This window comes from Evansella vedderi, assembly GCF_030813435.1.
Lineage (GTDB): Bacteria > Bacillota > Bacilli > Bacillales > Salisediminibacteriaceae > Evansella > Evansella vedderi.
Window position 1 is genome coordinate 149,451 of sequence record NZ_JAUSUG010000009.1, and the last position, 26,211, is coordinate 175,661.

Annotated in this window: 29 protein-coding genes; 12 read left to right on the forward strand and 17 right to left on the reverse strand. The window is 36.1% G+C overall.

Features of this window, described 5'->3' with window-relative positions:
* The first annotated feature begins 36 nt into the window (after positions 1-36).
* From J2S74_RS12630 to J2S74_RS12640, 3 genes are all read left to right on the forward strand, one after another.
* Positions 37-1,695: a PucR family transcriptional regulator gene (locus J2S74_RS12630; protein WP_307326152.1), complete on the forward strand. Its 1,659-nt coding sequence runs from the start codon at positions 37-39 to the stop codon at positions 1,693-1,695.
* 71 nt (positions 1,696-1,766) lie between these two features.
* Complete coding sequence (locus J2S74_RS12635; protein WP_307326153.1) at positions 1,767-1,910, forward strand: hypothetical protein; 144 nt, start codon at positions 1,767-1,769, stop codon at positions 1,908-1,910.
* A gap of 119 nt (positions 1,911-2,029) precedes the next feature.
* On the forward strand, positions 2,030-2,188 hold the full coding sequence (locus tag J2S74_RS12640) for an aspartyl-phosphate phosphatase Spo0E family protein (RefSeq protein WP_307326154.1): 159 nt from the start codon (positions 2,030-2,032) through the stop codon (positions 2,186-2,188).
* 96 nt (positions 2,189-2,284) lie between these two features.
* On the opposite strand, the gene J2S74_RS12645 is transcribed toward J2S74_RS12640, so the two are convergent.
* The 7 genes from J2S74_RS12645 to J2S74_RS12675 form a co-directional block, all read right to left on the reverse strand.
* Positions 2,285-4,102 carry a S8 family peptidase gene (locus tag J2S74_RS12645; RefSeq protein ID WP_307326155.1) on the reverse strand — a complete coding sequence of 606 codons (1,818 nt, stop codon included), beginning with the start codon at positions 4,100-4,102 and terminating at the stop codon, positions 2,285-2,287.
* Positions 4,103-4,229: 127 nt separating this feature from the next.
* Entirely contained in the window at positions 4,230-4,769 is a 540-nt protein-coding gene (locus J2S74_RS12650; RefSeq protein WP_307326156.1) for a DUF420 domain-containing protein, read from the reverse strand.
* A 104-nt stretch (positions 4,770-4,873) separates the two neighbouring features.
* Entirely contained in the window at positions 4,874-5,044 is a 171-nt protein-coding gene (locus J2S74_RS12655) for a hypothetical protein (protein ID WP_307326157.1), read from the reverse strand.
* A 100-nt stretch (positions 5,045-5,144) separates the two neighbouring features.
* Positions 5,145-6,338, reverse strand: coding sequence for an MFS transporter (locus J2S74_RS12660; protein ID WP_307326158.1), 1,194 nt, complete (start codon positions 6,336-6,338; stop codon positions 5,145-5,147).
* Between the two features lie 154 nt (positions 6,339-6,492).
* Positions 6,493-6,906: a hypothetical protein gene (locus J2S74_RS12665; RefSeq protein ID WP_307326159.1), complete on the reverse strand. Its 414-nt coding sequence runs from the start codon at positions 6,904-6,906 to the stop codon at positions 6,493-6,495.
* A gap of 234 nt (positions 6,907-7,140) precedes the next feature.
* A complete protein-coding gene (locus tag J2S74_RS12670; protein ID WP_307326160.1) occupies positions 7,141-8,934 on the reverse strand; it encodes a S9 family peptidase in 1,794 nt (597 codons plus the stop codon).
* A gap of 114 nt (positions 8,935-9,048) precedes the next feature.
* On the reverse strand, positions 9,049-9,912 hold the full coding sequence (locus J2S74_RS12675; RefSeq protein WP_370876006.1) for a patatin-like phospholipase family protein: 864 nt from the start codon (positions 9,910-9,912) through the stop codon (positions 9,049-9,051).
* Between the two features lie 147 nt (positions 9,913-10,059).
* Here J2S74_RS12675 and J2S74_RS12680 point away from each other — a divergent pair, with 147 nt between their 5' ends.
* The 4 genes from J2S74_RS12680 to J2S74_RS12695 all read left to right on the forward strand — a co-directional run bounded on the left by J2S74_RS12680 (position 10,060) and on the right by J2S74_RS12695 (position 13,930).
* Positions 10,060-10,185 (forward strand): hypothetical protein, encoded by a 126-nt coding sequence (locus J2S74_RS12680; protein WP_307326162.1) that lies wholly within the window; start codon positions 10,060-10,062, stop codon positions 10,183-10,185.
* Positions 10,186-10,242: 57 nt separating this feature from the next.
* Positions 10,243-12,126, forward strand: coding sequence for a formate dehydrogenase subunit alpha (fdhF, locus tag J2S74_RS12685; RefSeq protein WP_307326200.1), 1,884 nt, complete (start codon positions 10,243-10,245; stop codon positions 12,124-12,126).
* 435 nt (positions 12,127-12,561) lie between these two features.
* Entirely contained in the window at positions 12,562-13,212 is a 651-nt protein-coding gene (locus J2S74_RS12690) for a deoxynucleoside kinase (RefSeq protein WP_307326163.1), read from the forward strand.
* Positions 13,213-13,240: 28 nt separating this feature from the next.
* Positions 13,241-13,930 (forward strand): deoxynucleoside kinase, encoded by a 690-nt coding sequence (locus J2S74_RS12695; protein ID WP_307326164.1) that lies wholly within the window; start codon positions 13,241-13,243, stop codon positions 13,928-13,930.
* A gap of 47 nt (positions 13,931-13,977) precedes the next feature.
* Here J2S74_RS12695 and J2S74_RS12700 read toward each other — a convergent pair whose 3' ends face one another.
* The 6 genes from J2S74_RS12700 to J2S74_RS12725 form a co-directional block, all read right to left on the reverse strand.
* Positions 13,978-14,541, reverse strand: coding sequence for a 4Fe-4S dicluster domain-containing protein (locus J2S74_RS12700; RefSeq protein WP_307326165.1), 564 nt, complete (start codon positions 14,539-14,541; stop codon positions 13,978-13,980).
* The gene (locus J2S74_RS12705) at positions 14,538-14,798 is read right to left on the reverse strand and encodes a chaperone NapD (RefSeq protein ID WP_307326166.1); all 261 of its coding nucleotides are present in this window, start codon (positions 14,796-14,798) and stop codon (positions 14,538-14,540) included. The genes J2S74_RS12700 and J2S74_RS12705 overlap by 4 nt, the downstream gene beginning before the upstream one ends.
* Positions 14,799-14,853: 55 nt before the next feature.
* Positions 14,854-15,120, reverse strand: coding sequence for a hypothetical protein (locus tag J2S74_RS12710; RefSeq protein ID WP_307326167.1), 267 nt, complete (start codon positions 15,118-15,120; stop codon positions 14,854-14,856).
* Positions 15,121-15,347: 227 nt separating this feature from the next.
* Positions 15,348-16,088 (reverse strand): twin-arginine translocase subunit TatC, encoded by a 741-nt coding sequence (gene tatC, locus J2S74_RS12715; protein ID WP_307326168.1) that lies wholly within the window; start codon positions 16,086-16,088, stop codon positions 15,348-15,350.
* Between the two features lie 77 nt (positions 16,089-16,165).
* Positions 16,166-16,357 (reverse strand): twin-arginine translocase TatA/TatE family subunit, encoded by a 192-nt coding sequence (locus J2S74_RS12720; protein WP_307326169.1) that lies wholly within the window; start codon positions 16,355-16,357, stop codon positions 16,166-16,168.
* Between the two features lie 118 nt (positions 16,358-16,475).
* Positions 16,476-16,808 carry a hypothetical protein gene (locus J2S74_RS12725; protein WP_307326170.1) on the reverse strand — a complete coding sequence of 111 codons (333 nt, stop codon included), beginning with the start codon at positions 16,806-16,808 and terminating at the stop codon, positions 16,476-16,478.
* 88 nt (positions 16,809-16,896) lie between these two features.
* On the opposite strand from J2S74_RS12725, the gene J2S74_RS12730 reads away from it, so the two are divergent.
* Positions 16,897-17,790: a diacylglycerol/lipid kinase family protein gene (locus tag J2S74_RS12730; RefSeq protein WP_307326171.1), complete on the forward strand. Its 894-nt coding sequence runs from the start codon at positions 16,897-16,899 to the stop codon at positions 17,788-17,790.
* Between the two features lie 43 nt (positions 17,791-17,833).
* Here J2S74_RS12730 and J2S74_RS12735 read toward each other — a convergent pair whose 3' ends face one another.
* On the reverse strand, positions 17,834-18,586 hold the full coding sequence (locus tag J2S74_RS12735; RefSeq protein ID WP_307326172.1) for an NRDE family protein: 753 nt from the start codon (positions 18,584-18,586) through the stop codon (positions 17,834-17,836).
* A 231-nt stretch (positions 18,587-18,817) separates the two neighbouring features.
* Here J2S74_RS12735 and J2S74_RS12740 point away from each other — a divergent pair, with 231 nt between their 5' ends.
* On the forward strand, positions 18,818-19,873 hold the full coding sequence (locus tag J2S74_RS12740) for a toxic anion resistance protein (RefSeq protein WP_307326173.1): 1,056 nt from the start codon (positions 18,818-18,820) through the stop codon (positions 19,871-19,873).
* A 26-nt stretch (positions 19,874-19,899) separates the two neighbouring features.
* The gene (locus tag J2S74_RS12745) at positions 19,900-20,829 is read left to right on the forward strand and encodes a hypothetical protein (protein ID WP_307326174.1); all 930 of its coding nucleotides are present in this window, start codon (positions 19,900-19,902) and stop codon (positions 20,827-20,829) included.
* A gap of 28 nt (positions 20,830-20,857) precedes the next feature.
* Here J2S74_RS12745 and J2S74_RS12750 read toward each other — a convergent pair whose 3' ends face one another.
* From J2S74_RS12750 to sigI, 3 genes are all read right to left on the reverse strand, one after another.
* Positions 20,858-21,832 carry a DUF5667 domain-containing protein gene (locus J2S74_RS12750; protein ID WP_307326175.1) on the reverse strand — a complete coding sequence of 325 codons (975 nt, stop codon included), beginning with the start codon at positions 21,830-21,832 and terminating at the stop codon, positions 20,858-20,860.
* Positions 21,833-21,955: 123 nt separating this feature from the next.
* Positions 21,956-23,107 carry an anti-sigma factor domain-containing protein gene (locus J2S74_RS12755; protein ID WP_307326176.1) on the reverse strand — a complete coding sequence of 384 codons (1,152 nt, stop codon included), beginning with the start codon at positions 23,105-23,107 and terminating at the stop codon, positions 21,956-21,958.
* Positions 23,104-23,853, reverse strand: a complete 750-nt coding sequence (gene sigI, locus J2S74_RS12760; RefSeq protein WP_307326177.1) for an RNA polymerase sigma-I factor — start codon at positions 23,851-23,853, stop codon at positions 23,104-23,106. The genes J2S74_RS12755 and sigI overlap by 4 nt, the downstream gene beginning before the upstream one ends.
* A gap of 211 nt (positions 23,854-24,064) precedes the next feature.
* Here sigI and J2S74_RS12765 point away from each other — a divergent pair, with 211 nt between their 5' ends.
* Both J2S74_RS12765 and J2S74_RS12770 read left to right on the forward strand, forming a co-directional pair.
* The gene (locus tag J2S74_RS12765; RefSeq protein WP_307326178.1) at positions 24,065-25,021 is read left to right on the forward strand and encodes an MBL fold metallo-hydrolase; all 957 of its coding nucleotides are present in this window, start codon (positions 24,065-24,067) and stop codon (positions 25,019-25,021) included.
* 98 nt (positions 25,022-25,119) lie between these two features.
* Positions 25,120-26,091: a DUF2777 family protein gene (locus J2S74_RS12770; RefSeq protein ID WP_307326179.1), complete on the forward strand. Its 972-nt coding sequence runs from the start codon at positions 25,120-25,122 to the stop codon at positions 26,089-26,091.
* The last annotated feature ends 120 nt before the right edge of the window (positions 26,092-26,211 follow it).

Below are 26,211 nucleotides of genomic sequence, written 5' to 3' on the forward strand. Positions count from 1 at the left end.
TCTGTATAAAAAATCCTTTAGGATGAGGTGGACTAATTGTTAACCATTTATGAAGCATTGAAACTTCCTGCATTAAAGGGAACGAAATTACTTGCTGGGGACCGGGGCGTTGAAAATTCGATCAAATGGGTTACAACGATAGAAATCATTGAGGATATAAGTCGATTTCACTCTGGGGAGTTTGTTGTCACAACTGGCTTTGGTCTAGAAAAAAACGAAAACTACCGAGAGCGTTTGCTTAAGTTGATTCAATTAAAGGTGTTATCTGGTATGGCTATTTATACCGGTTTTTATCTAGAATCGATTCCACCTGAAATTATTCAAAAAGCTGACGATGAAGGGCTTCCCCTAATTGAAATCCCTACCACTATAAATTTTTCCACCATTACAAAGGCAATTGTTGAACAAATTGGCAATCAACAGATGCATTTGTTAAAGAATTCTTTAAATGTTCATAAGGAAATGACAAAATTAGCATTAAATAATGACGGTTTAGATGAAGTGTTATGGAAAGTTAGTAATTTAATGGATGCCAGCATCTTTGTCTTTGACGACATTAATCAATTACAAGGATCTACAAATATACACGAGGAAATCGAAATTAGAGAAAATAAAATCTTCATCGAGGATAAATCCTTCGACCTTGAAAAATTATTCAGGACCAGCAACGACGGTGGAACGGCAATAAAAGCTTTTCCTATCAAAGGATTTTATTGTTTTTGTTCACCGATCAAGGCAGAGTCTTTTATGTACGGTTACTTATTAGCTGTTCAAAAGAAGAGTATATGGACAGATATGGATGATATTTTTATGGATCATGTATCTACATTAGTGGGGATTGAATTAGTAAAGAAATATGCAATTGAAGAAACACGCGCAGGTCTTCAAGGAGAATTGGTGGAGGAGATTATAAAAAAAGAGTTTCTTAATCAAGATAATGCAATAAAACGGGGTAAAAAACTTGGTTTCGACCTTACTAAAACCCATTCAGTTTTTTACTTGAAGGTATTTGCTGATGATAGGCCTTTGAAAACTTCAGAGAGTTTAAGTCAACATTTACATTATGTTGTTTCACAATCACTTTATAGAACGAATCGGCAACACATACTTTTACCTAAGTTCAATTCCTTAACTGCTTTAATAGAGACTAATATGAGGGAAAAATCAAAGGAAAAGGATCAATTACGTTTATTGGCTGCATTGATAAAGGATCGCTGGTGTAAGCATTTTTCAGAAAAACTAATGATAGGAATAGGTAATCCCTATGAGCAGCTAGATCATCTATCTCTTAGTGCAAAAGAAGCTGAAAATGCCGTTAAATATTCTCCCTTACTTTTGAAAGGATCTGATATTGTTCACTTTGATGAGCTTGGCTTTTATCAAGTACTTTTAAAAATGCAAGAAGGAGGTATTTCCTTGAAGGGATTTTATGAAAATTATTTAGGAAACCTTATACAAAGCACTCAGCATCGAACCGATTTAATTTTAACTTTAGAAACCTTTTTAGCACATAACTGTAACTTACAGCAAACTTCCTCCTCCCTTTATATTCATAGACATACATTAAAGTACCGCCTCTCACAAATTGAAAAAAGAACAGGTCTCAGCTTGCAATCTCCGAATGATCGCCTGAATCTGCACCTGGCCATTCTTGCCTATAAATTTGTACAACTACAAAAGCAGCAAGATTTTTAGGCACGTTGCTCATTAAATCCTTTATTTTTGTTTAACATAAGGATAATCAACAAATTAAAGGAGTGATTTACGTGCCAAAAAAGTATAAATTAAGTAAAACAAAACATCCTTCTTTTAAAGAAGATAAAAATAATGGTGTAAGATTCCATTATCAGGTATATATACAGGAAGAGCGTTCTATTCATCCTAAAGATGTGGACGAAATAGAATACTAATTTGTCGAATTGTGACATTTTTAATTGGAAATTGACAAGTTTTTGGGAAACTATTTCACTTTCTTTAAGCTTGTACGATAATAGGAATACAGTACAACAAAGACGGAGTGTTCCTGCCTATGTCCATCCAATGTGAAATTGAACGCAAAAGAAGAGAACTTCAATATATAGCAAAACTAACTGGCTTATCCTCAAAAGATACGCTGCGCTGCTCAGAAGAATTAGATGAGCTTATTATTATTTATCAGCAAAAAATACAACAAGCACAGAACTCTTAATATCTTCTTCGACAACAAACATAGAACGATGTATATAATGATGGGTGTGTTATCCAAATGGATGACACACCCATCATTCATTTTCCCTATTTTATATTAATTTCTGCTTATGCTTACCTCTTCAAGAGCCCTTTGGATATTTATTTCACCAAATCCATAGTATGGGTCGTATCCTTCCACTCCGAGGTCATCACTGGTATAACAAATAATATCGTAAATCTCCTCATTTGTTAAATTCGGATCGAGGGAACGGATTAATCCTGCCAACCCAGCTACATGTGGGGCAGACATAGAAGTCCCGCTCATAATAACATATTGATCTCCTACATAGGTACTAGGAATATGTTCTCCAGGAGCAGTTACGTCGATATGATAACCAAAATTGGAGAATACCGCTTTTTCCCTGTGAGGATCTACCGCCGCGACAGCTAATACTTCCTCATATGCAGCAGGGTACATTGGCGTATCTACATTATCGTTACCTGAAGCTGCAATTAAAACAACATCTTTATCATAGGCATATTTAATTGCTTCGTACATAATATCGGAATCATGACTGTCTCCCAAGCTCAAATTTATTACCTTTGCACCATTATCAACTGCCCAAACAATTCCCTTTGCAATGGACAGTGAACTTCCTTCTGCATTATGGTCTAAGGATTTTACCGCTAATAAAGGGTTATACCATGACACGCCAGCAATCCCATCCATATTATTTGTTATAGCCCCAGCTATTCCAGCCACATGTGTCCCATGGCCATTATCATCTTCATAAGCCCCATTATCTTCAAAGGCATTGTAGCCGTCTGTTATTTTTGCAGCTAAATCTTTATGATCAGGATCGATACCGCTATCGATGATGGCGATAGGCACGCCTCTCTCCCCTATGGATATGTTCCAACCAGGTTCCGTAAAAATTTGTGTTAAATTCCACTGATACGGCTCGTAAAATTCATCGTTAGGCGTTTCAAAACCATCAAACCTACCGAAATAATGTGGAACACTTCGCCTGTTTGATGAACGTGTTACGTGCTGTTTCGAGTACATATAGTTAGGTTCCATATACATAATGGAAGGATCATTTGACCAAAGTTCCATTAATTCCTCAGTTGAACGGTTAGTATCCCTAATAATGATCTTCCCATTAAATTGGTCAATGATGGCCACTTCATTTTCCGCTGCCCATTGTTCCCTATTAATATTCTTTGCTAATTCTATAATAAGCTCTCCTTTTTTAAAATGTTCTTCCTCCTCCATTGGGGCATCACTTTGTACATATAAGTTCCAGCCGATTTCTGGTACTTCTGTCTTTGCATAAGGTAAATTCGCTTCCTCCTGTGACAATGAAACATCAACATCTTCACCGATAAAGAATTGACCATTTGCATCTGCTAAAGAGGCAATATCCTTTACATACCCTTCGATGAACGACAAATCAACTTCTGCAATATAGGAAAGATCTTCAACACCTGCGCCAATAAGGAGCCTTTTCTTCCCTTTTTCAATGAAAGGATCAGAGATACTGGCACCATTTCCTTTTTGGTAGTGAAGGATTTCATTAGGCTCGGAAGCAGTAACTTCACCAATTCTTTGAAGCTCTTCACCATTAGAATAAAGAACAAATCCATTCACATGTGGATGTTCTTCAATTTCCTCCGTCATTTTTTCCTTTAATTCATCATTTGACCAATCTTCCTTCTCCCATCTTTCTAAATCATCCTCAATTTGATGAAGGAACATTTGAATAGTTAGGGATAAATCCTCTGCCATAATCTCACTCATGGCACTTTGTAATACGGAATCACCTTCTTCTGCCATTTCTCCTCCATTTTGGTGATCTGATATAAACCATAGCCCTAGTACTGTAAGTAATACAATACTAAAAGCAATTGTCAGACGTCTGAGGGATCTCATGAAACTACTCTCCTTTGTTTTAGCTTCTGCTATAATAACTTGAGTTTAGGGTACCCATGAAAGGATTGTGCTATGAGGGTCCAATATAAAAAATCCTCCTTGTAGGACAAGGAGGAAGAGTCGTTTTTTAATAATATGGGGATACCAATATATAAATAAGGACACCTGTTAAACTCACATACAGCCACAACGGCATAGTCCAACGAACCCATTTTTTATGACGTGGTCTCTCATCTTTATAACCTGAAAAAAAGCTCATTAACGCTAACGGAACAATAACAGCTGCTAATATGATGTGCGTTATTAAAATGAAATAATATACTCCTGCAATAAGGCCTGTTCCCCCAAATGTAGTGGACTCAGCTAAGAAGTGATAGGTCACATAAGATAAAAGAAAAAAGGTTGTGGTTGTGAACGCAGCATAAATAAACCGCTGGTGTAACGTTATATTTCTTTTTAGGATAGAGACTAATGCTAATAATAGAAAAATAAATGTGAAGCTATTTAAGGTGGCGTTCAATAAGGGAAGCTGCCTTACCCAGTTTGGGAGCTCACCTTGATATGGCGGAATAAAAGATAATAATGTTACTAGTCCAACAATAACTACCGTCAAAATAAGTACTGTTTTTTTGTCATGTTCCACGATTGTATTCCAAAAGTTTTTCACCTATGATAACACTCCATTTCCGTTTTATCACTATAACAAATCAACCGCTTTAATTATACAATAAGAAAAGCAACATTCAAGCATTCATGCTTGAATGTTGCTTGTTATAGTTTTGATGGCTTTACCTTATTAACTTTCTCATTTCTCACGTTTTGTTCTAGTTTAGCAATTAATTCATTTACTTCATCTTTATTTTCCTTAAATCCGAAAACACGCATCTTTTCTTTCTTTAAAACCCTTATTAACAGCTTCTTCTCTTTTTTTGTTAAAATCACGCTTGCCCCAGCCCCTTAAAAAACTTTAATACTATTATTCATTCTATCATGAGATTCCCTGTCCTGTGAAACAGTATGAAAGGCTTCCTTGAGCAATTTATCAAGCAGATAAATCATTTTTACTTAGGGACAATGATGCATATTTTTTTAATACGACTGCTAGGGAAATAGCTGCAATTACAAGGAGTACTGTGGAATAATAAAATACGGATGATATTGCCCATGTACTGGAGATAATTCCGCCTGTAACAGGTCCTGTAACATTTCCTAAAAAACGGAAGCTTTGATTATAACCAAGAACTTCTCCCTGTACGGATAATGGCACGGTACGTCTTATATAAGCTGTTACACATGGGATTGTTCCACCAATTTGAATTCCAAAGAGAAATCTCAATACAACCAACTGCCATATTTCCGTTACGAAGGCTTGTGGTAAAAAGAACAGTGCCCCTAAAATTAAACAAATTAATAGAACCTTTTCGTGACCAATTTTATCTCCTAGTGTTCCCCAAGCTCTTGTGGCTAACAAACTGCCTAACCCAGTTACGGAGAAGGCAAACCCTGCCAAAAATGCAATGTTTTCCCCTTCCATTAATTGATTTACGTACAAGGCCAATTGTGGTTGGATGCTGAAGTTAGCTGTCTGTATTAATAAAGATATAATCATGATCATCAGTAACACGGGATTTTGGAAAACCATCTTGAAAACTTCTGCCATACTCCGTTTTCTTTTTTCGTTTTTACTTTCTTCTTTTGCCATTACTTCTTTTATTCCAAAGGCTACAAAAGTAGTTGCAGCACTGATTACAATGGCTGTAATTATAAATGTGTAGGTGAAACCAAAGGTATCGGCTAATGCCCCTCCCATAAGTGGGCCAATTAAACCTCCTGAAACGGTTCCCATTTGCAGTGTACCTACTACTTTTCCAGCTACTTCTTTCTTCGTTTGCGCCGAGATTAGTGCCATTGAAACGGGAATAAAGCCGGTAACTATACCCATGAAGAACCTTAGGATAAACAACCCTGCTACTGTTTCAACATAGCCCATAATAAAAATACTTGCCGCTATTCCGTATCCAGTGATAAGGAGAATTTTCTTCCTGCCGAACTTATCACCAAACCTTCCCCAGAATGGAGATACTGCAAAGGCTACTAGAAAGGTAATACCAAATACAAAGCCTGCCCACCTTTGTACATAAGCGTCCGAGTAATTTCCAAAGGTCTCTATATACAGTGATAAAAAAGGTAAAACCATCGTTGCACTAGCTGCCACAAAAAAATTTGCGATACACATGATCAGCAAATTACGTTTTTCTAATGAAATTGTAAACACCTTCTCTTGAAGTTTTATTTCGCCTCTCTAAGTATTAATTATACAAAAAAAATAAAAAATTGAAAAGAAAATGACTCAATGGATTTTGTATTCCCATGAGTCATTTACTATATTGTTACGCTTCAAGGTATTTTTTTAACAGAACTATAAAACTGTAAATAGTTATTAGTCCACCAATGGCCATTGCTAAAATAAGAAAAAATGGATCATTAATCATTAGTCCAAATTGTGCAAAGGTGGATCCTGTATGGAAATAGCCTGTTATTCCATAGGCAATCAAAACTATTCCGCCGATTAACAGGATAAAATTTGTTACCTGTCCCTTTTGAGGTTTTCCTTCGGTGGGAGGGGTCTCCTTCCCAACCCTTGTTGTAGATCCCTTTTTCCTTATATCCTTACTTAAAAGTAATATAATCAGAATAGCTATTGTTAATGAAATTATTAAATAGATCAATGATCTAGAAATTAAGCTGATGAAAGCAAAGAACAATAATACAATGAGTAAACGATAGCTTTTGCTACGATTCACTTTAGTTCAACTCCTTATGTATAGCACCTTAACATTATATAATAAATTGTTTCATAATGAGAGTTGGAGGAGTTATTATCGTGTAACAATTAACCTAGTGTGCACTATAATACTTTCAAGGTGACTTTTTTATGCTCCTACTCTCCTTTTGGTCGCCATAAAAGCTTTTATTACTGATGACCAACATTAAAACCAGCTAAGAGCCTTTTCGCTCAGCTGGTTTTAACTCTAATCCTATCGATGTTTCTCAAGGAAATCTAAAATTTGCTTATAAACTTTAATTTCGTTTTCCTTCTTCGAAAAACCATGTCCTTCATCATCTAGAACCAAATACTCTACTTCTGTACCTTGTTTTTGTAATGCTTCAACAATTTGATCTGATTCTTCCTTTACCACGCGTGGATCATTAGCCCCTTGTATGACTAGCATAGGCTTTGTCATGGAGCTTAAGTAAGTAATTGGAGAGTCCTTTTCAAAACGTTCTTTATCACGGACAGGATCCCCAACCCAACGCTCCATGATTGGTTTCCAATGATCCGGTACGGAATTAACAAAAGTGAATAAATTAGATACACCAAATATATCGATTACTGCTCTAAAATATTCAGAATGACGACCAGCAAGGAGTAAAGTCATGTAACCACCATAGCTTCCACCTAGAACAAAAAGGCGGTCACGATCACATTTACCAGTTTCAAACAACCACTCAATACCAGCTACACAGTCAAGTCGAGGTCCTTCTCCCCAGTCTTGTTCTACTAATTTTTTAAAGGTTGCGCCATAGCCGGTACTTCCCCTAAAGTTAGGGGCAAAGATGGAATAACCTCGATTTAAGAAGCATTGGAACATGGCACGAAACATTTTTCTTTCCGCTGCCTGTGGTCCACCGTGAGGCCAGAAAATAACATGGCCATTATCCTGTTCTGGTTTTGCCTTAAACCAAAGGGCCTCAATTTCTTTACCGTCAAAGGAGGAATAAGAAACGACCTCTGGGTCTACCATATCTTCTTGAGATATCCCTAAAACACGGTTGTCTGTAAGCTTAGTCCAATCACCTTCTGGAGTTGAAGCGTAAATATTAAATGGCTCAACGGCACTTCGTCCTAAAACATAGACACGACCGCTTTTGGCCACCTTCACAGAATCTAAGGATGTCAATGGACAAGGGACTTCCGTTGGTGTAGATTCGCCATCAGCGAATCGATAAATGTAGTCCTCTACTCCCTTTTCCGTTACCATGTATAGCGTTTTTGAATCCTTATGCCACTGTATTGAAGTTACACTTTCATCTTCAAATTCCATATATTTTTCTTGAGTCCCAGTTGGAATATGATATTTCACCACATAATTAAATTCTGATTCATCATTTGTAATAAATAACAGTTCATCATCCGAAACGAAAGTAGCACCTGCAAATTCATGAACCCTATCTGGCTCTTGTGAAAGAGTCTTGATTTCACCTGTTTTCAAATCCTTCAGATATCCAACTTTGTAGGTATTAGCATAGAACTTTACCAAAACTAAATATCTTTCGTCCGCTGAAACAGCATAAACAAAAGTGGAAGCGTCCTCCCCAGAATATAACTGTTCATGGCGGTCTTCCTCCATATGATATACATAACCATTTAAAAATTGTGGATTGCCTTTACTTGTTATGTAGTATAATCGAGAGCCATCTTCACTCAAATGAACATAGAAATACTTATCACTTTTATCTGCCTTAATAAGCTCCTTAGGTGGTCCACCTTCATAAGGAAAAGCATAAATATGATAGTTTTCGTCTCCATCATGGTCAAACCCACCTAAAACATAGCGCATCTTAGGGTCTGCTTTCAGAAAACTACAAGCTTGCTCCGTATGTGCAAACAAGTATGGATATCCCCTCTCCATATCCAGTGCCCACACATTCATTTTTCCGTTAAGGTTACTGGAAAATAATAACTTCTCCTCATTGTCTGTTACGGTAAAATTCGTAATATTGTACGTACGAAAAAACTGTTCGACTGAAGGCTTACTAAATTTGATCAAAGTATTTCATCCTCTCTAAGATATTAGTCATTAAGCTATTGTGTCTATTACAAAACCAGGACGAACAGCAAAACCAATGAAAGACTTTCAACTTCCTCTACCTAATATACATCATTATTGATTAATAAATTGAAGAAGCTCTTTATGACGCTTTTTTGCATGTTCATATCCATGATCATATAAATCCTTTAACCTTTCTCTTCTACGCTCCGTTCTATTTACTCCCCTTAAATCATCTGGACGAAAAACAAAGGCTTTTCCTTCCTTCTCTAATTCGTTAACCATTTGGATACTCCCATTATAAATCTTCTCTCTTCTCTCCACTATATCAATTAGGCCTGGATAATCTCTATATTTTCTCTTGAACCACCATTTCCCTCGCTTAACAGGTTCTTTAATATAGCCCTCGCACTGGGTTAAAATGATTACATGCTTTTCATTTCCATCCTCCATAGATTTGCCGATAGGGATCGGATCACTAATTCCCCCATCTAGGAGTGGACGCGTGCCATATTCTACTATTGGTGAAATCATCGGCAACGAACAGGATGCTCGCAGTATTTTATTTAAATCTGGTTTAATTTCATTTTTCTCATAATAAATCGTTTCTCCTGTTTTACAATCGGTAGTTCCTATATAAAACTTTTGCTGGGACTTAAAGAATGCTTCATAGTTAAAGGGATTTTCAATATTTGGAATGGTATCGAAGATTAAGTCCATGTTAAAAAATTCCCCATGTTTGATTAATCTTTTAAAAGAGATATATTCTGGGTGCCCAGCATAATCGACAGTAACAGCTTGGTTTCTTCCAAACTGTTTAGATATATATGAAGCAGCGTTACACGCACCTGCGGATACAGCAACTACATAAGGAAATTGAATATCATTTTCAAGGAAATATTCTAGGATTCCTCCAGTATAAACACCGCGTAATCCGCCACCTTCAAGTACTAAACCGATGTTTTGCAAGTCGTACACCCTCCTTGTCTCTCCTATTATTGTAACGAAAGCTTCTAGTTTCTACAATTATTAAAATCTCCATACTTTACCTATTTATAATTTGTTAAAATAATGTTGTAAGCCTTTACATTTATGTTTGGGGATAGAAGAAGGGAGAGGGAAAGTGTGGGAGAAAAAAGAGAAGTAAAAACCATATGTGCCTATTGCGGTACAGGGTGCGGATTAGTACTAGAAGTAGAAAAGGACCAAATTGTGCGTGCTCGGGGGGACAAGGACGCACCGGTAAACTAAGGTCAGACATGTATTAAAGGTGCTTTTGGTTATCACTATATACACTCTACTGATAGGCTGAGGACACCATTAGTACGAGACTTAGAAACAAATGAGCTTGTGCCAACAACGTGGGAAAAAGCCCTTACCTATGTTGCTGAAAAGCTGACAGCTATAAAAGAAACATATGGCCCTGATACAGTATCTGTATTTGCCTGTGCAAGGGCAACCAATGAAACAAATTTTGTAACCCAGAGATTTGCCCGTGCTGTATTGGGCACAAATAATATTGACGGATGTAATCGTACGTGACACGCTCCTAGTGTCGCCGGTCTGGCGACTGTTCTCGGAAGCGGATTCCCTACTAGCTCTATTGATGACTTTGAACTAACAGACGTCCTTTTGCTAATGGGTTCAAACCCAACAGAAGCTCATCCTATCATTGCCAATAGAATAAAAAAAGCCGCAAAGAAAGGCATGAAGCTTTATGTATTTGACCCTAGAAAAACAGACATAACAAAGGTGGCTAAAAGACATTTGCCCCTGAGGGTAGGTAGTGATATTGCCCTTATGAACGGGATGATGCATATTATTATTCGTGAGAGCTGGTACAACAAAGACTTCGTTCTTCGCTCCACCTTAAATTTTAATGCATTGAAAAAGAAGGTCGAGCATTATACTCCAGAAAAGGTGGAGTATATAACAGGAGTTAGCAAGGAAGATATCTATGAAACTGCCAAAGCATATGCCCACGCAAAAAAAGGTATGATTGCCTATACTTTAGGGATTACGGAACATCATTGCGGTGTAAATAATGTCTTTGATATTGCTAACCTAGCCCTCCTCACTGGTCATATCGGTAGAGAGGGCACAGGGATTATGCCTTTACGGGGACAAAATAATGTGCAAGGTGCCGGAGACATGGGCTGCCTCCCAAACATGCTTCCTGGCGCAAAGTCAATAACGGATGAGGATGCACGTAAGAAGTTTGAAGAGGCCTGGGGAGTATCGTTAAACCCTTTTGTTGGTAAAACATTAACAGGTATGTTAGAAAAAATGAGCGATGGGGCTATGAAAGGCCTGTATATAATCGGGGAAAACCCGATCCTGGCAGATGTTCATCAAAACCATACGAAGGCAGCATTAGAAAAACTCGAGTTCTTAGTGGTTCAAGATATCTTCTTAACAGAAACTGCTTTGTTGGCCGATGTCGTCCTCCCTGCAAAAGGGTGGGCTGAAGTGGAAGGGACGTATACAAACACGGATCGTCGAATACAACGAGTTAGGAAAGCCGTTAATCCTCCAGGAGAAGCAATGGATGATTGGAAAATCTTTGTGGAACTAGCTGAAAAAATGGGCTATTCTATGGAATATGAAACCTCTGAGGACATTTGGAGTGAAGTACGTGATTTGTGTAGTCATATGTACGGTGGAATGTCCTACGAGAGATTAGATCAATTAAATGGTCTCCAATATCCATGTCCAACGGAGGATCATCCTGGGACAAAGATAATCCATACAGAGTTTTATAATTTTGATTCCAAAAAAGCACCATTTACCCCTGTATCCTATACACCACCATTGGAGTTGCCGGATGAGGAGTATCCATTTACATTGACAACAGGAAGAAGATACGAACCATATAACACGAATACTCAAACAAAGTATTATCCAGATAATATTAAATTAAAGCAAACAGAAGAAACTGTTGATATGCATCCCCACAACGCTGTGAAATTAGATGTTTCTACGGGGGACTGGGTTATAGTTCGTTCACGGCGTGGTCAAGTGAAAGTTAAAGTAAAAGTCACAGACCAGGTACAGCCGGACTTAGTATTTATGAGCTTTCATTGGGCAGATGTTCCAACAAATAGTCTGACACTTGATAAATATGATCCAATTTCAGGAACAGCAGAATACAAAGCATGTGCCGTGCATATAGAGAAGCTAATAACTAATTAAATCTAGGTATAAAAGAAGAGGCTGGGACAAAAGTGTTTTTATCAATAAGAAATCCGATAACTAAATAGAAATAATTAAAGTTGGTGCATATAAATCGCTTCGGATATATAACCCTATAATAATGCATTGTTCGTATTTTCAGTTAAACATTTTAGTTATGTCCCAACCTCACTATTTTTAGAAATCCCTATTCTTTTAACTACCTTACCTGACGTTTCTTCCTCAAATTTCTTCTTTAGAAACTTGATTAACTGGACATTTTCGCGGTTTTTCACGTGAACATTATACCCTTTCCGACATATTTCTAAATAAAAGTAAATGATTTAACAATTTCCCTGCCCATATCCGTTTTCTTATTGTAAAATTATGATAGAATTAAATTTGCTTCGTATTTTTTTACTTCTAGGTTCTTTTTCAGGAAAGGAGGCAAACACTATGAGTCAGCAATATCACGCACCATTTATTAGCATTGAAGGTCCAATCGGAGTTGGAAAAACCTCGTTAGCGAATAGATTATCAGACTATTTTAATTATCATTTGCTAAAGGAAATAGTAGATGAAAACCCATTTTTAAGTAAGTTCTATGAGGATATTGAAGAGTGGAGCTTCCAAACAGAAATGTTTTTCTTATGTAATCGTTACAAGCAATTAGAGGATACATATGAGCACCACTTATCAAAAGGTCATGCTGTAGTGAGTGACTATCATATTTTCAAAAATTTACTCTTTGCAAAACAAACACTCCATAAGGATCACTTTGATAAATATAATCGTATATATCGTATTTTAACTAATGACTTACCTAGGCCTAATATAATAATCCACTTACATGCTAGTTTACCCACATTGCTCGAGAGGATTGAGCAGCGAGGTCGTTTAATGGAGCAAGCAATAGATCCAAATTATTTATTACAATTATCAGAAGACTATCACCAATTTATAAAAGACCATAGAAGAGTTTACTCACACATTCCAATTTTGTCATTTAACGGTGATGAAATGGATTTTGTAAATAACGAAGGTGATTTCACTCGGATTATTGATCAAGTTCAAGAACTCATACAAAAACAGGAAGCATTCTTTTAGAATTCTTCTTTAAACGGAGTTGTTAAATATGTCAAAAATAACGCATAGTTTAAATAAAAATTCACTTATCACTCTAGCGGGAACTGTAGGAGTAGGAAAGTCTACTTTAACAAATACCTTAGCAGATGCCCTTGGTTTCGATGCATCCTTTGAAAAAGTAGATGGAAATCCATATTTAGAAGATTATTATAGTGATTTTAAAAAGTGGTCTTTTCATCTGCAAATATACTTCTTAGCGGAGCGATATAAGCAGCAAAAAAGAATGCATGAGACAGGTATTGGTTATGTTCAAGATCGTAGTATCTATGAGGATGTCGGGATATTTGCTAAGCTGCAATATGATAATGGAAACATGACTGATCGTGACTTTGAAACTTACGAATCCCTTTTTGAAGCAATGGTCATGTCCCCATACTTTCCAAAACCAGATGTACTTATATACATAGACGGTAGTCTCCCAAGAATAATGGATCGAATTAAACAGAGGGGAAGACAAATGGAGATGAATACTCCCCACTCCTTTTGGGAGGATCTTTACTTTCGTTATGCTAATTGGATTTCTAAGTTTGAAGAGTGCCCAATTCTCCATCTAGATATTGATTCCTATGATTGTCATGATCCTGAGTCTGTGAAGGAAATCGTTAGAAGCCTTGAAGTACTTCAAACTGACCCAAATATGAAGTATTTGAAATTTAAAAGTAATTTGCAGAGATTATAAGATAAGGATGGCGATTGCCATCCTTTTTTTATTCTGGGGATGGTTTATTACGTTGAGCGGGGTACAATCGTAATTCCTTTATACTCCTCAATACAAGCGGCAATACAGATTCCACAACCGATGCAGATATCAACATCGACTTCTGGTTGTCCTCCACGACCTACCAAAGCATTCACTGGGCAGCTGCGAATGCAATAATCACACATTACCCCTTCGAAAGTGATGCAGTTTTTCTTTATTACCTTTGCCGTACCTAATACTACAGCGTGTGTACCATAGGTCAAGGCTTCTGTTGGGCAGGTTTCGATACATTTATTACAAAAGGTACATGCTGCCTTGGTCAAATTTAAATAAGGTGTTCCTGTCAACTTAACTCCGCTATTGGTGGAAAACAATGAAATAATCCCTTCAGGACATGAGTCCTGGCAAACGCCGCAGCGGGTACAGGAGGTTAAAAAATCCCACTCCTCCTGTACACCTGGTGGTCTAATATAATTAACCTCCGTTGTCATGCTTGCATCAATAAATTTCATCAAAAATCCAATGGATGATAAAAAGTTTTCCTTGATGAACTCCCGCCGGTTCATTTTTTCATTCTCAGGTATAATCATAACCCAGCCTGAGGATTACTTAATACCTCATCCTCGAAGTTAGTATAAATCAAACATAAACTGATAACCCCTGAAAGCTTACTCATTTTTTCGCCGATTCGATAGCTTTGATCTATTGTGTCTGTTTCTAGCGTGACAATTATTTTGATATCTTTAATTATGGAATGTACTTCTACCCCTGGAAGGCTTTTTAATAGAGTTTTAACTTCATCCACTTTTTTTAAATGAGCTTCAACAATAAAACTTGAAATAACCATCTACCTTCCCACCTCTATTAGTTTTCCCTGTTAAATGCAATTATCATAGAAATGATCATTTAGCAATGTAGTAGCTCCTCCACTCCCAGTGACATGATAAGCAACTATCATGCTGCATACTCCCGCTCCACCTGTTTACGTGGTCCTCCGGCTGCATTGGAGGTGATGAGATGAGGACCATTGTAGCTGCATCTACCTTGTCATCTGTTAATTGTGGAAGGTCAACGGCCAAACCTTCACCTACATCATTACTACAGGCAGCAACAACTCCTAAACAACTTATGGAAAGAACTAGTAGAATCAGCTTTTTGAGATTATACAAAGGTTTTCTATTTCCCCCTCATCCCATGTTTCCAAAACATACTTGAGCCCTCTAATTCCTAATTATTAGTGTATCTTTTGCCAGTACCTACCCAATGTGATGAAAATCACTTTTTCCTCCTCATATATGGTTATTTTGTGAAGTTTTTATGAACGAAGAAAATACAACAAAGAGCTGACCCGTAAGTATAAAACTTTGGTCAGCTCCATTAAATGATTTATTCCTATTTAGCTTTCGAGTGATCGTTCGTACTCTTTTTCCTTTTTCAGTTTTCTAATGTAGACCACTCTCGATAAACTTATACTAACTTCATATAAGAAGAGCAACGGGATAATTACTAGTACATCGGAAATAAAGTCTGGAGGTGATATTAGAACGCTAACAACGATTAATGCAAAATACGCATATTTCCTATTCTTTTTCATTCCCTCTGGAGTAATAATACCTATACTAGTTAAAAACATAACTACTAAAGGCATTTCAAATAAAATACTAAAAGGCAATGTCATCCTTAAGACAAATTGGAAGTATTTATCTGGAGTAAACATTGTTACGAACATATCCTGTCCGAGGCCTATCAAGAAATTCAGCACTAAAGGCAATACAACAAAATAACCAAAACATAGCCCACCTACAAACAAAATAAAGGATGCAGGTATATATATAATTGTGGCTCTTTGTTCCCTTGGTGTTAATGCTGGTTTGACAAACAGCCAGATTTGTAAAACAAGGACAGGTATGGTTAACGCAAAGGCTATTACCCCGGCTAATGAAAAGTATACCCAAATAATATCCAACGGCCCCAGAACCGTTAAAGTCATATCTAAATCTTTAACAAACCATTCGTATATATCTGTTATAAATACAAACACGCCGATAAAAAACACTATAAATGCCGCAAGGGAGATCATGATCCGTTTGCGTAATTCATCAAGATGATCTAATATATTCATATTTTGATCTGACATGACCAAACGCCCCTTAAACATGAAAGAGATGTAAGATGAGACACCTCACATCCCTTCAAACGATTTATTTTTTCCTATTACTGATTTCTATTTTCTTTTGACGAGGCTTGCTCATCATCATCTTTTGTTAATTCCCTTGTTGAGTTTTTAAACTCCTTTAATGTTTGCCCCATAGCACGGCCAATTTCTGGAAGCTTTTTAGGACCGAAAATAACAAGTGCAATGACAAGAATTAAAATTAACCCTGGAATACCAATATTAGACAGCATGACTACCTCCCTCTTACCGCACTAGACGGTACATGGTTAAACAACTCTACTCCATTATTATAAATGTTATAATTAGATTTTACTATAAGTATGGTAAATTATCATATAATCTTCATAATTAACGATTTAAATTTAATTGTTCCAGTAAATCATCTATAGAAACCCCATCCCCATAACTAATAGCATCACCAACCTTAGTTTCAGGGAAAACCATTTTATTTATTTCGACCGTTACGTTAGACACGGTAAATATTTCTTTACTTTCCATACGGTTAATAAACCGAGCAGCCGGCTCTTTCATTACAGAAATGCTTCTCTCTTGTTGTCTAACCTGTCCATGGTCTTCACTAGCAATAGGTGCATCTTGGAATAGAAAAACAAACAACATAGTCCAAATTCCTATACAAGTAAAACCTAACAAACATATACCAACACTTTGTCGTTTCGACATTTTTCCACCACATTTCTATATGTTTTCCCCTAATATAGTTTTTCGATGCTATAATAAACATGTTATATGTTTATTAAAGGAGAAAATTATGTATATTATTATTGTTAATTCTTACGCGGGAAAATACCGTTTCCAACATATTATGACTCAATTAAACACACAATTACATATTCCTTTTGTAACATATTTTTCTGATCAATATCAAGGGGAAGATATGTGGATGGAGATAGAAAACAAAATAAAAGAACAAAAAGAAGGGGTGACTGGTTTTATAGTAGTAGGGGGAGATGGGACTTTCCACCAAACTATTCAACGGCTTCTACCATATAATTTGCCATTTGGATTAATTCCAACAGGCTCAGGGAATGACTTTGGTCGCGCATTAAAAATCCCTCGAAATACGCGAAAAGCGATTGAAAGAATTAATAAGCAACAACCCCAGTTATACGATTTAATGGAAGTGAATGGTCAGAAAGTGTTATCAGTTTTAGGGATTGGTGTAGATGCTGAAACAGCTATAAAATGTCAAAAATCCCGAATAAAAAAAATATTAAATCGTGCTTTACTAGGAAGTTTAGCTTATATAACCGTAGCACTTAAAACGATTTTAACTTTCCGCTCTTTCCATGTGGATATAGAAGTGGATAATGGAAAGGTGCATTCTTTCACAAGGACTTGGTTAATCGCTGCCGGTAATAGCTCCTATTATGGTGGCGGAATCCCTATTTGTCCAACTGCCGATCCTCAGAATGAAAAATTAGATTTAGTCATTGTTCACGGATTAAATGCATTTCAATTATTTTTAGTCATGCCAACGGTATTTTTGAAAAAGCACGTTACCCTCCCATACGTTACAACGCTAAAGGGTGAGCAATTTTCTATTAAAACAAAAGAAACAATTGCCGTACAAGGGGATGGGGAAGAATTGGGAAAAACACCTGTACAAGTAAAGGTTTTAAAAAAGGCAATAAATATCTATTAACGGTATGATATGGAGTCAGAAGGTTAGACCGACCTCCAGACTCCTATATTTGTAGTTGAAATTCATAGATAACTTGCATTTCTTCTGGAATATATGTTTTTTCCATAAAGATGCAATTATTATGCTTATCAACAATGATAACCGTACTGGAACGTGATCCATATCCTTCTCCTTTTATAAAAACAGGTGAAAGAAACTTTTCCATCTCTTTTCCAAATCCAGTGTCCGGTAATTCTTCCTCAAGCCCTTCCTTTTCGTCTTGTAGCAGGAGTAATAAGTCCCTCTGAAGCTGCTCCTTACTAGAAATAGATGCCATATTCTCCAATCCCTTTCGCAAATAATTTGACTTCGGCCAAGGAGTGTTAAGAGATGCATTACTTAGTATGTGAACTCCTTCTTTTATCTTTGCTGTATCTAATACTCGGTTAGAAACATAGGTTAGTTCGTTGATATTTCCATAAAGTAAATTAAATCCATCATATTGTTCCTTTTTGTTTAATTCTTTTTCGTAGGAAGATGGATTTTTTAAATAGTTTTTAACTAAATCCCCCCTTGATTGAAAGGGCATGTCCTTATTACCTGCTTCTCTAACATTCGTTAGGGCTGCAATATTTCCATTTCTTTTTATTCCGAGCCAAGTCCCCCCTTTTTCTAAGTCAATCCCTCCTAGAATGGCAGGAGTTTCTTTCCAAAAATGAGCGTGCATCGTTGAACGACAATAAAATTCATCACGGTTTGCAACAAGTATAAATGGAAACTCCTTATTTACCTTTATGGCAACCCCTAATATACACAATTTGGATTCCCCCTCTTTTTTAACAAAATATGTCTACAAAACACCGCATCAATATCAGTAGCCTTCTTTCCATTTTACATAATTTACTTATTAATTAACAATTCTTTCATTATCCCTGTTGTTTCAATAAATATAGACCTGTATAATTTTAAAGAGATATTGAAACTTTCTATGGGGATAATCCGTATAGTCATAGGTAAACTATAATCCTCAATTTAGGAGGCACACGTAATGGCTAAAGAATATACACAGGATCAGAGTAAACAAAACAAATCCATCGTAGAACCGGAAATAAAGGCAGAGGAATATGTAGAAAAAATTCGTACAGAAAAGGACAAAGATTTAAACAAAATTTTAGAAACGTTAGGAAAAATTGGTACAGTTGAACAGGAAAAAGCCGGTGAATCCTTAGAGGCATTAAAAAGACCTGTTAGCGATATGATGAATGATTCTAATCAGGACCTCCCAGAACAATTGACAAAGTTAAAGGAAATGGTTTCGGAGCTTGAGCCAAATTATCTAAAGGAAGGAAAATTTAAAAGGTTCCTTTCAAAAATGGTTCGGAAAAGTCCTATAGAAAAATACGCCCGTAAATACCAAACGGTAGAAGCAGAAGTGGAGACGATCATTGGAGCTTTATTAAGCGGTAAAGACCGCCTTCAAGAGGATACTGTCATGCTCCATCAATTAAAGGATGTGGCAAGGGAGCGTATTAAAGCCCTTCATGAACAAATTGAAGTAGGTAAACAATTAAACCTAATGCTCGAAGAGGAGCAGAAAAAGGAAGAATGGAAAGCTGACCCGACCCCCATTCAAAAGGGACAGCAAAAGGTTTTATCAAGGGTGAAGAATATGCAGCAAGCAGTCCTTGTTCTGCAGCAATCACTAGCATCTGTAGATATAATCGTTGAAAATAACGATAAATTAGAAGAAGCCATTTTTAATGCCATAACAATGACAAAGAATATAATTACTGTTACTGCCTCTATTCAATTGGCACTAAGTAATCAAAAAAAGGTCATTGACGCCGTTAAAAACGTTAATGAAACAACAGAGTCCATGCTCCTGTCTAATGCCCAGTTGTTAAAATCCAATACAGAAGAAACACTGAAAACATTAGAACAGCCTGCTATCGCAATGGAAACTTTCAAGAAGGCATATGAAGATGTTTATGCTGCAATTGAAATGACGGAGCAATCCAATGTCCGTATTATTGAGTCTAGCAAACAGTTTATTGAAGAGATGGATCAACTAAACGAACAGATGGAACGAAAGCTCCTTAATTAAGATGATCTAGATTAGAGGTGACCGTCATGAGTTGGCGTGAACACATTTGGGAGCAAAAGTGGTTAGAACCTCTACTCCCAAATTATTTAAAACCATTAAATGACCCGGCAATTGAGACAGAAGATACAAGGGAGTTTGTCCAAGAAGCAGTGGAGTTTCTCTCCGATCTAACCTCCTTATCTGAGCTGCCTAGGTTAAATAAAACATTTAAACGAACAATCAAAGGTTTTTTATTTAAAATCAAAATAAAGCAAAAGAAAATTCATGTTGAGCTTATAGATACGAAAAAAACCTCAGCATCCATTAAGAAAAGAGTTTATATTACTATATTCCGCAAGCAATTTAAATCTGAAAAGGGAATGGGTAAGTGTATCGATTCAACCATTTACTACCAGGTGGAAAACCGCACCATCGTAAGAAACATTAGGAAACATCCCCTTTTTCAACCTATTTTTATTAAAATTCATCAACTAGACCGATCTTTATCAGGTGAAAAATTACTTCCAGAGGAAACGGAAAGTTTCGTAGCAAAGGAAGTAAAAGAGAAGAAGCAATCTGTAAAAATAAATGATGAGCAGCGTTTTATACTAAATCATATGGAACAGGCCATTAAGAAATACGAAGGCAAAGACGAGTTAATAGAAACGAAGTTGAGAGAGTTGCAGTACTCCCTAAATGAATGTATAAAAGAGGTAGAGTTATTGGATATTGAAGAAAGACATCATATAAAACGATTAGTCAGCCATGACCTGCCAAATTTATTAGAAACGTATTTAAGCCTAACTGAGAATCAAAAGAAAAAATCGTATGATGAGGTCATTTATTCCATTCACTCTATGCGTACTTATATAGAAAACCAAGCAAAACATCTGCACTCATCACGAATGGATCGTATGAAGCAATTGCTCCATTTAAACCGTCTTCGATACGAAACAAAAAAGATGGATGAAGATTAGCAAAGTTGCTATCTTCATCCATTTTTATTTATCGATTTCCGTTATTTTTATTTCCATTACCATTATTTTTTCTGTTCCCGTTTCCGTTCCCCACGTTTTTTCCAGTATCTTTATCTACTTTAATACCATTATTACTATTATTTCCGTTATTACCCCTATTTTCCTTATTCCCCCTATTTTGACCTGGGGCAACTTCCTTACCTTTATTTTTGGATTTATCTTCTAAAGTAGAATTAGTATCTTCTTCCCCTTTATTGTCTGAGGAAGAATCCGTAACTAAAAGTTCTTCGTTGTCTTCTTCCCTTTCCACTATCTCTACTTCCTCTAGACTTGCAAAGAATTCTTCAGGATCCAATCCTAGTTTCGAAAGTTTTCTTTCCACATTTCGTGTTAAGGCTTCTTTTGCTGTTGGATTGTTTATTTTTTCAATATTTCGAAGCAGACTTAAAACAGATTGATGAATAGTTTTCTCATCTTCTATATCTGTTTCTGTAAGGTCTTCCTGTTGAGTCTCATCATCCAAGTCTCCATCTATATCTCCTAATGGGTCTTGTGTGTCATCATTACGAGCTTCTAGGTCTACAGAAATACCTGTAATGGAGCCATAATGATTAAGTCCTTCTTCGATTGCTTTCTCTGCTGCTTCGAAATCCTCTTGTTCAATTAATTGATAGGCTAACTCCATTTTTTCTTGTGCAAATTGTGTTAAAAGCATCGCTCTACCTTGTTCACTAGTTGCTAGCTTTAGCTGAATAGATTCCATGGTCTGCTTCATAAAGTAATAAAAATTACCTGGAACAAGTAAAAGATTATCACTATTTAATACATTATGATCATCAAAGACTTCTTCTACAGTACCTTCCTCAGAAAAAATAACTTGTAAGTCTGCGCTTTTAACTAAATCATCTTCCTCAGCAAAGCTTATATTAGCTGGTAATGTGGTAGAGAGTAAACCAACTAATGCTGCTGTAGTCATTACATTTTTAACCTTTTTCCATTTCATTTTATAAACACACCCCTTTATGTTTTCACACTATTACTTTCGAAAAATTAATAGTTTTTTGGGGTAGTTTCTAATATTTATTTAAAACAGGGACTAATTTCTTATTCCAAGATAAGGGTTCCGCTAATTGTTATTATTATTTCCTTGATTTTGATTCCCATTGTTTTGGTTTTGTCCTTGGTTTCCATTGTTTTGGTTTTGTCCTTGGTTTCCATTGTTCTGGTTTTGTCTTCCATTATTCCCTTGATTTTGTTTCTCCTTTTTTTCCTTCTTGGAGGAAGGATGATCCTCTTTTTTATTTTGTTGTTTGTTTGAATTCTCGTTTTTCTTGTTTGAAGGATGCTCATCATCCTTTGATTTATTATTTCCTTGGTTGTTCCCGTTCCCTCTATTTTTTTTCTCTTTTTCTTCCTTTTGTTCTTCTCTCTTTTCTTCTTTTTCTTGTTGCTTTTCATTATTTTTCTTATGATCAGAATTACCTGGATTTTCTGGTTTTCCTCTTTTGAATGGAGCGTTTACCTTGATACTCTCTGGGGATATCAACTTATCAAGTTTTTTCCCTCTATCTGCTTCAATGTCCTCAATGGACCTATTTTTCATTTGTTCTACGTCAATCTCTATGCCTTCCTCTTGTGCATCCCTTAGGAAAACAAATTTAGTAGGAGAGATAGATAATTCTTTGGCTGCTTCAAATATTTCATTATCTAAGTTTATCGTTATAAAATTCACTTCATAATTTTGTTGAATGGCTTCCATCCAACGTTCATAGCTTTCGCCCCACGATTCCTCTGTTAGGGTTAAGGAAGATGAAATATATATATCGTTTTCGTTTGATAAATAACCTAACTCATTCCCTTTAGTGATTAAAAGACTAACAGCAACATTTAATGGTTGCCCAATAACCTGATCTTTAAGACCTTTTATTATCGTGCGTCCATCTTCATTGTATCCTTCAGCATCGATAACATCGTAGTTACTGTTAACTGTAAATTCTAAACTAGGATTTATATCCACAGTAACAAGTCCATACGCCTTATCTGGTGATATAAACTGGTAAATTGGTAAAAAGGCTAATAAGAGGATTGCTGCTGCCATTACCGATACATATTTCTTACTTTGATAAATAGTAGACCATTTTGGGACTTGTATGGGACTAAAAGGTATTTCCTCCCCAATATCTACATCTTCCCTCAGCTTTGCCTTGATAAACTCTCCTTCATTTGTCATGACAATCATGAAGCGTTTATGCTTTTCAAGTACTACCCCTTTATTCATGACGTCCACTCCTTCAAATAATCCTGTAAATATCGATAATCTTCCATTAAAACAATACAAAGTGTAATGATATACTTTCTATTTCGTTCAATGGTTTTTCTACTCATTGTAATGCTTTTCGTTAATGCTTTCATAGGAAGTCTCTTTTTTTCTATAAGAAACTCCTTCAATTCGGGATTCTGTATAATCGTTTTTGCTATCATAAGCATATTTTCCCTTGCATCTTGATGTTTTGGGGACTGCTCTGATACTTCGGCTAATGTAATACCGTATACAGCCAGCTGCTCCTGTAAGTGGAATATTTCTTCTCTTCGGTACTCCGTTTCCCGCCGCTGTTCAAACTCCTTAAATGATGCCTTTACTTCTGCTATATTTTCCATGTTTTCCTTATCCGTATCCACATAATCGATAGATAAAGAAACTTTCTTACGTTGTTCCTGTCTAATATAATCAATAATTCTTCTTCGAATCACTAAACTTGCAAATGATAAAAAGGAACTCCCCTTATTCTCAGAATAGTTATGAATCGCTTCATTAAATGCAATTAGTGCAATGCTAAATTCATCATCATCCGAAGTACGTATGTACCGCTTACATACCTTGGTCGCTGTATTTTGAATAAAGGGTATATATTTTTGAATTAATTGATTTTCTATTTCAGATTCTCCATCGCCCTGTTGAATAAGCCTAATTGTCTCTTCAATAGACAACTCTTCTCGGTTTAATATTTTTAGGCGCTTCAGCACAAAAAAACACCTCTCATATATGTCATAATTAATATTCGACCTCACCATAAGTTTTAAGGGGGCCATTTTACCATCTTATCTCTTTTTTTAAAACATTTCAGGGTACAATACTACTATGCCTTTATTACAATTTAATGTTAAAAGGTTTACAATCTTATAACGCATCCAATACAATAATTATAGGACCTATGAATAATAAGGAGTGAACAAGTTGAGCGAGTCCACATTTCCAAAAGATTCTAGATTAATTTGTATTGATGGACATGATTTAGGGTTAGTCGAAAGGACTGGTTCCTTTGTCCTAGATGAAAGACCTGAGGGAAAAGTTACCATAATAGAAACAGGGCCAAGCATATCCGTCCCATTTATTAAAGAAGCGTTAAATAATTTAAACATTTCCTTAAAAGAAATTGAGAATATTATTGTCACCCATATCCATTTAGATCACGCAGGTGGTGCTGGTATTCTATTAGAAGAGTGCCCAAACGCAACAGTTATTGTTCATCCTAAAGGTAAAAGACATTTACATAACCCATCTAGATTAATACAAGGAGCTAAAGCTATTTATAAAGAGAAGTTTGATACTCTATTCGAACCAGTAATCCCTATCCCCGAGGATAGATTGAGAGAAATGAAGGATCAAGAAACATTACAATTAAGCCTAGGAAGAACCCTAACCTTTTATGATACTCCAGGGCACGCTAAACATCACTTCAGTATTTATGACAATGTTACAGAAACCTTCTTTACTGGAGATACCATTGGCATTCGATATCCATCTATAGAACGGCAGGGGATTTCTTTCTATCTACCGTCCACCTCTCCAAATCAATTTAACCCAGATGATATGCTTCATTCCCTTAGACGTATTGAAAATATACAACCAAAACAAATTGCCTTTGGTCATTTTGGGATTAGTAAGGAGACAGAAAAAATCTATAGTGAGATTAGAAAGTGGATTCCAATTTTCATAGATAATGGAGTACGTGTAGTAAATAAAGGTGGAAAGTGGGAAGAGCTAAGAGATATTTTGATGGATGAGATCAAAAAAGAGTTGAGCAGCTACGGTTTGGAAAAGGACGATTCTGTTTATGATATTATTGATTTAGATGTTACGATCAGTGCTATGGGAGTAATGGATTATTTACTAAAAAATAAATCCGACTAATTTGTTGTTTTATGGTGTTTGAGATTGTTTAAATATACTATAATAAAGTATACAATGGAATATTATTTACATTTGAAATCACTAAAGTGGGGATATATATGGATCGTAAACAAGCAAAACAATATATCGGAGAAGCGGTTCTCCTAAACGAAGGAAGCCAAGGACAATATATTGGTATTCTAGAAGATATGATTATGGAGTCTAAGAAGCCTTGGAGGGCAATAGTTCGTATTACAGGGGTTTATGAGTATCCGGATTTTAATTATGATGAACTGGAACTAAATGAACCCTATTTAAAAGAGAACGACTTATTAGAGTGCTCTGGTCATCGTATTGACGTATTAGTAGACAGTTCTTTATCGAAGCATAGCTATGACGATACTTTAAAAATAGCCCTCAAAGCAAAATGGGATGAAGTACAGCAAATAAATGAGGATTCAGAAGTTATCTTAACTTTAATCCAACAGGAATTACGACGTCTTAAAGGGGAATACCTCTTATTCGAAGATAGTTATATGTATTATAAGCTAGTAAAAAAAGGGAGAACTGTTCATATTTATGACAAAGACAAACTAGAGACGTTGCCAATAGAAGGCTGTCCCTTCGAATTCGAAATTAATCTAAACGATGAATGGGTTCAAGCTGAATATATCAAAGGCCTCAGTTTCCAACTTACAAATGGCCAAGAAGTAGAATTATCCCACGGCTCTACTGTAAGGTTAAATAAAAACCAGTTCGATCCTTATCAAATATTATTAAATGAATTAGAGGAGCCCTCTCTACATGCTTTGGAAAGGGGATTGAAAAAATTTGGTATCGGTCATGAACATTCGGTCTTTTGCCATAACTCCCTTCTTGTACAATTATTAAGTTCACTAAACCAAAAAAATGTTACAGGTGTGAATTTTATATCCTATTCAAAGGGAAAAAATCAGTTCGTTGTACAACATCATTATGAAAGAACCTTTCGCGATAAGGAAGATGATATTACTTTCGACCGTTTTGAATTTACTTCAGATAATGGAGAACGGGTATTAACAACCTTTGCAACACAATTTTCACAGGATTAATACAAAAGCGCAAGCCCCTTGTACACGAGCGACTAGGCGCTGGAGCTAGACGACTATCAACGACAGTAACTTATACACAAAGAAAAAATATAATTCCCTAAGCATAAGAAGGGGGAGTCA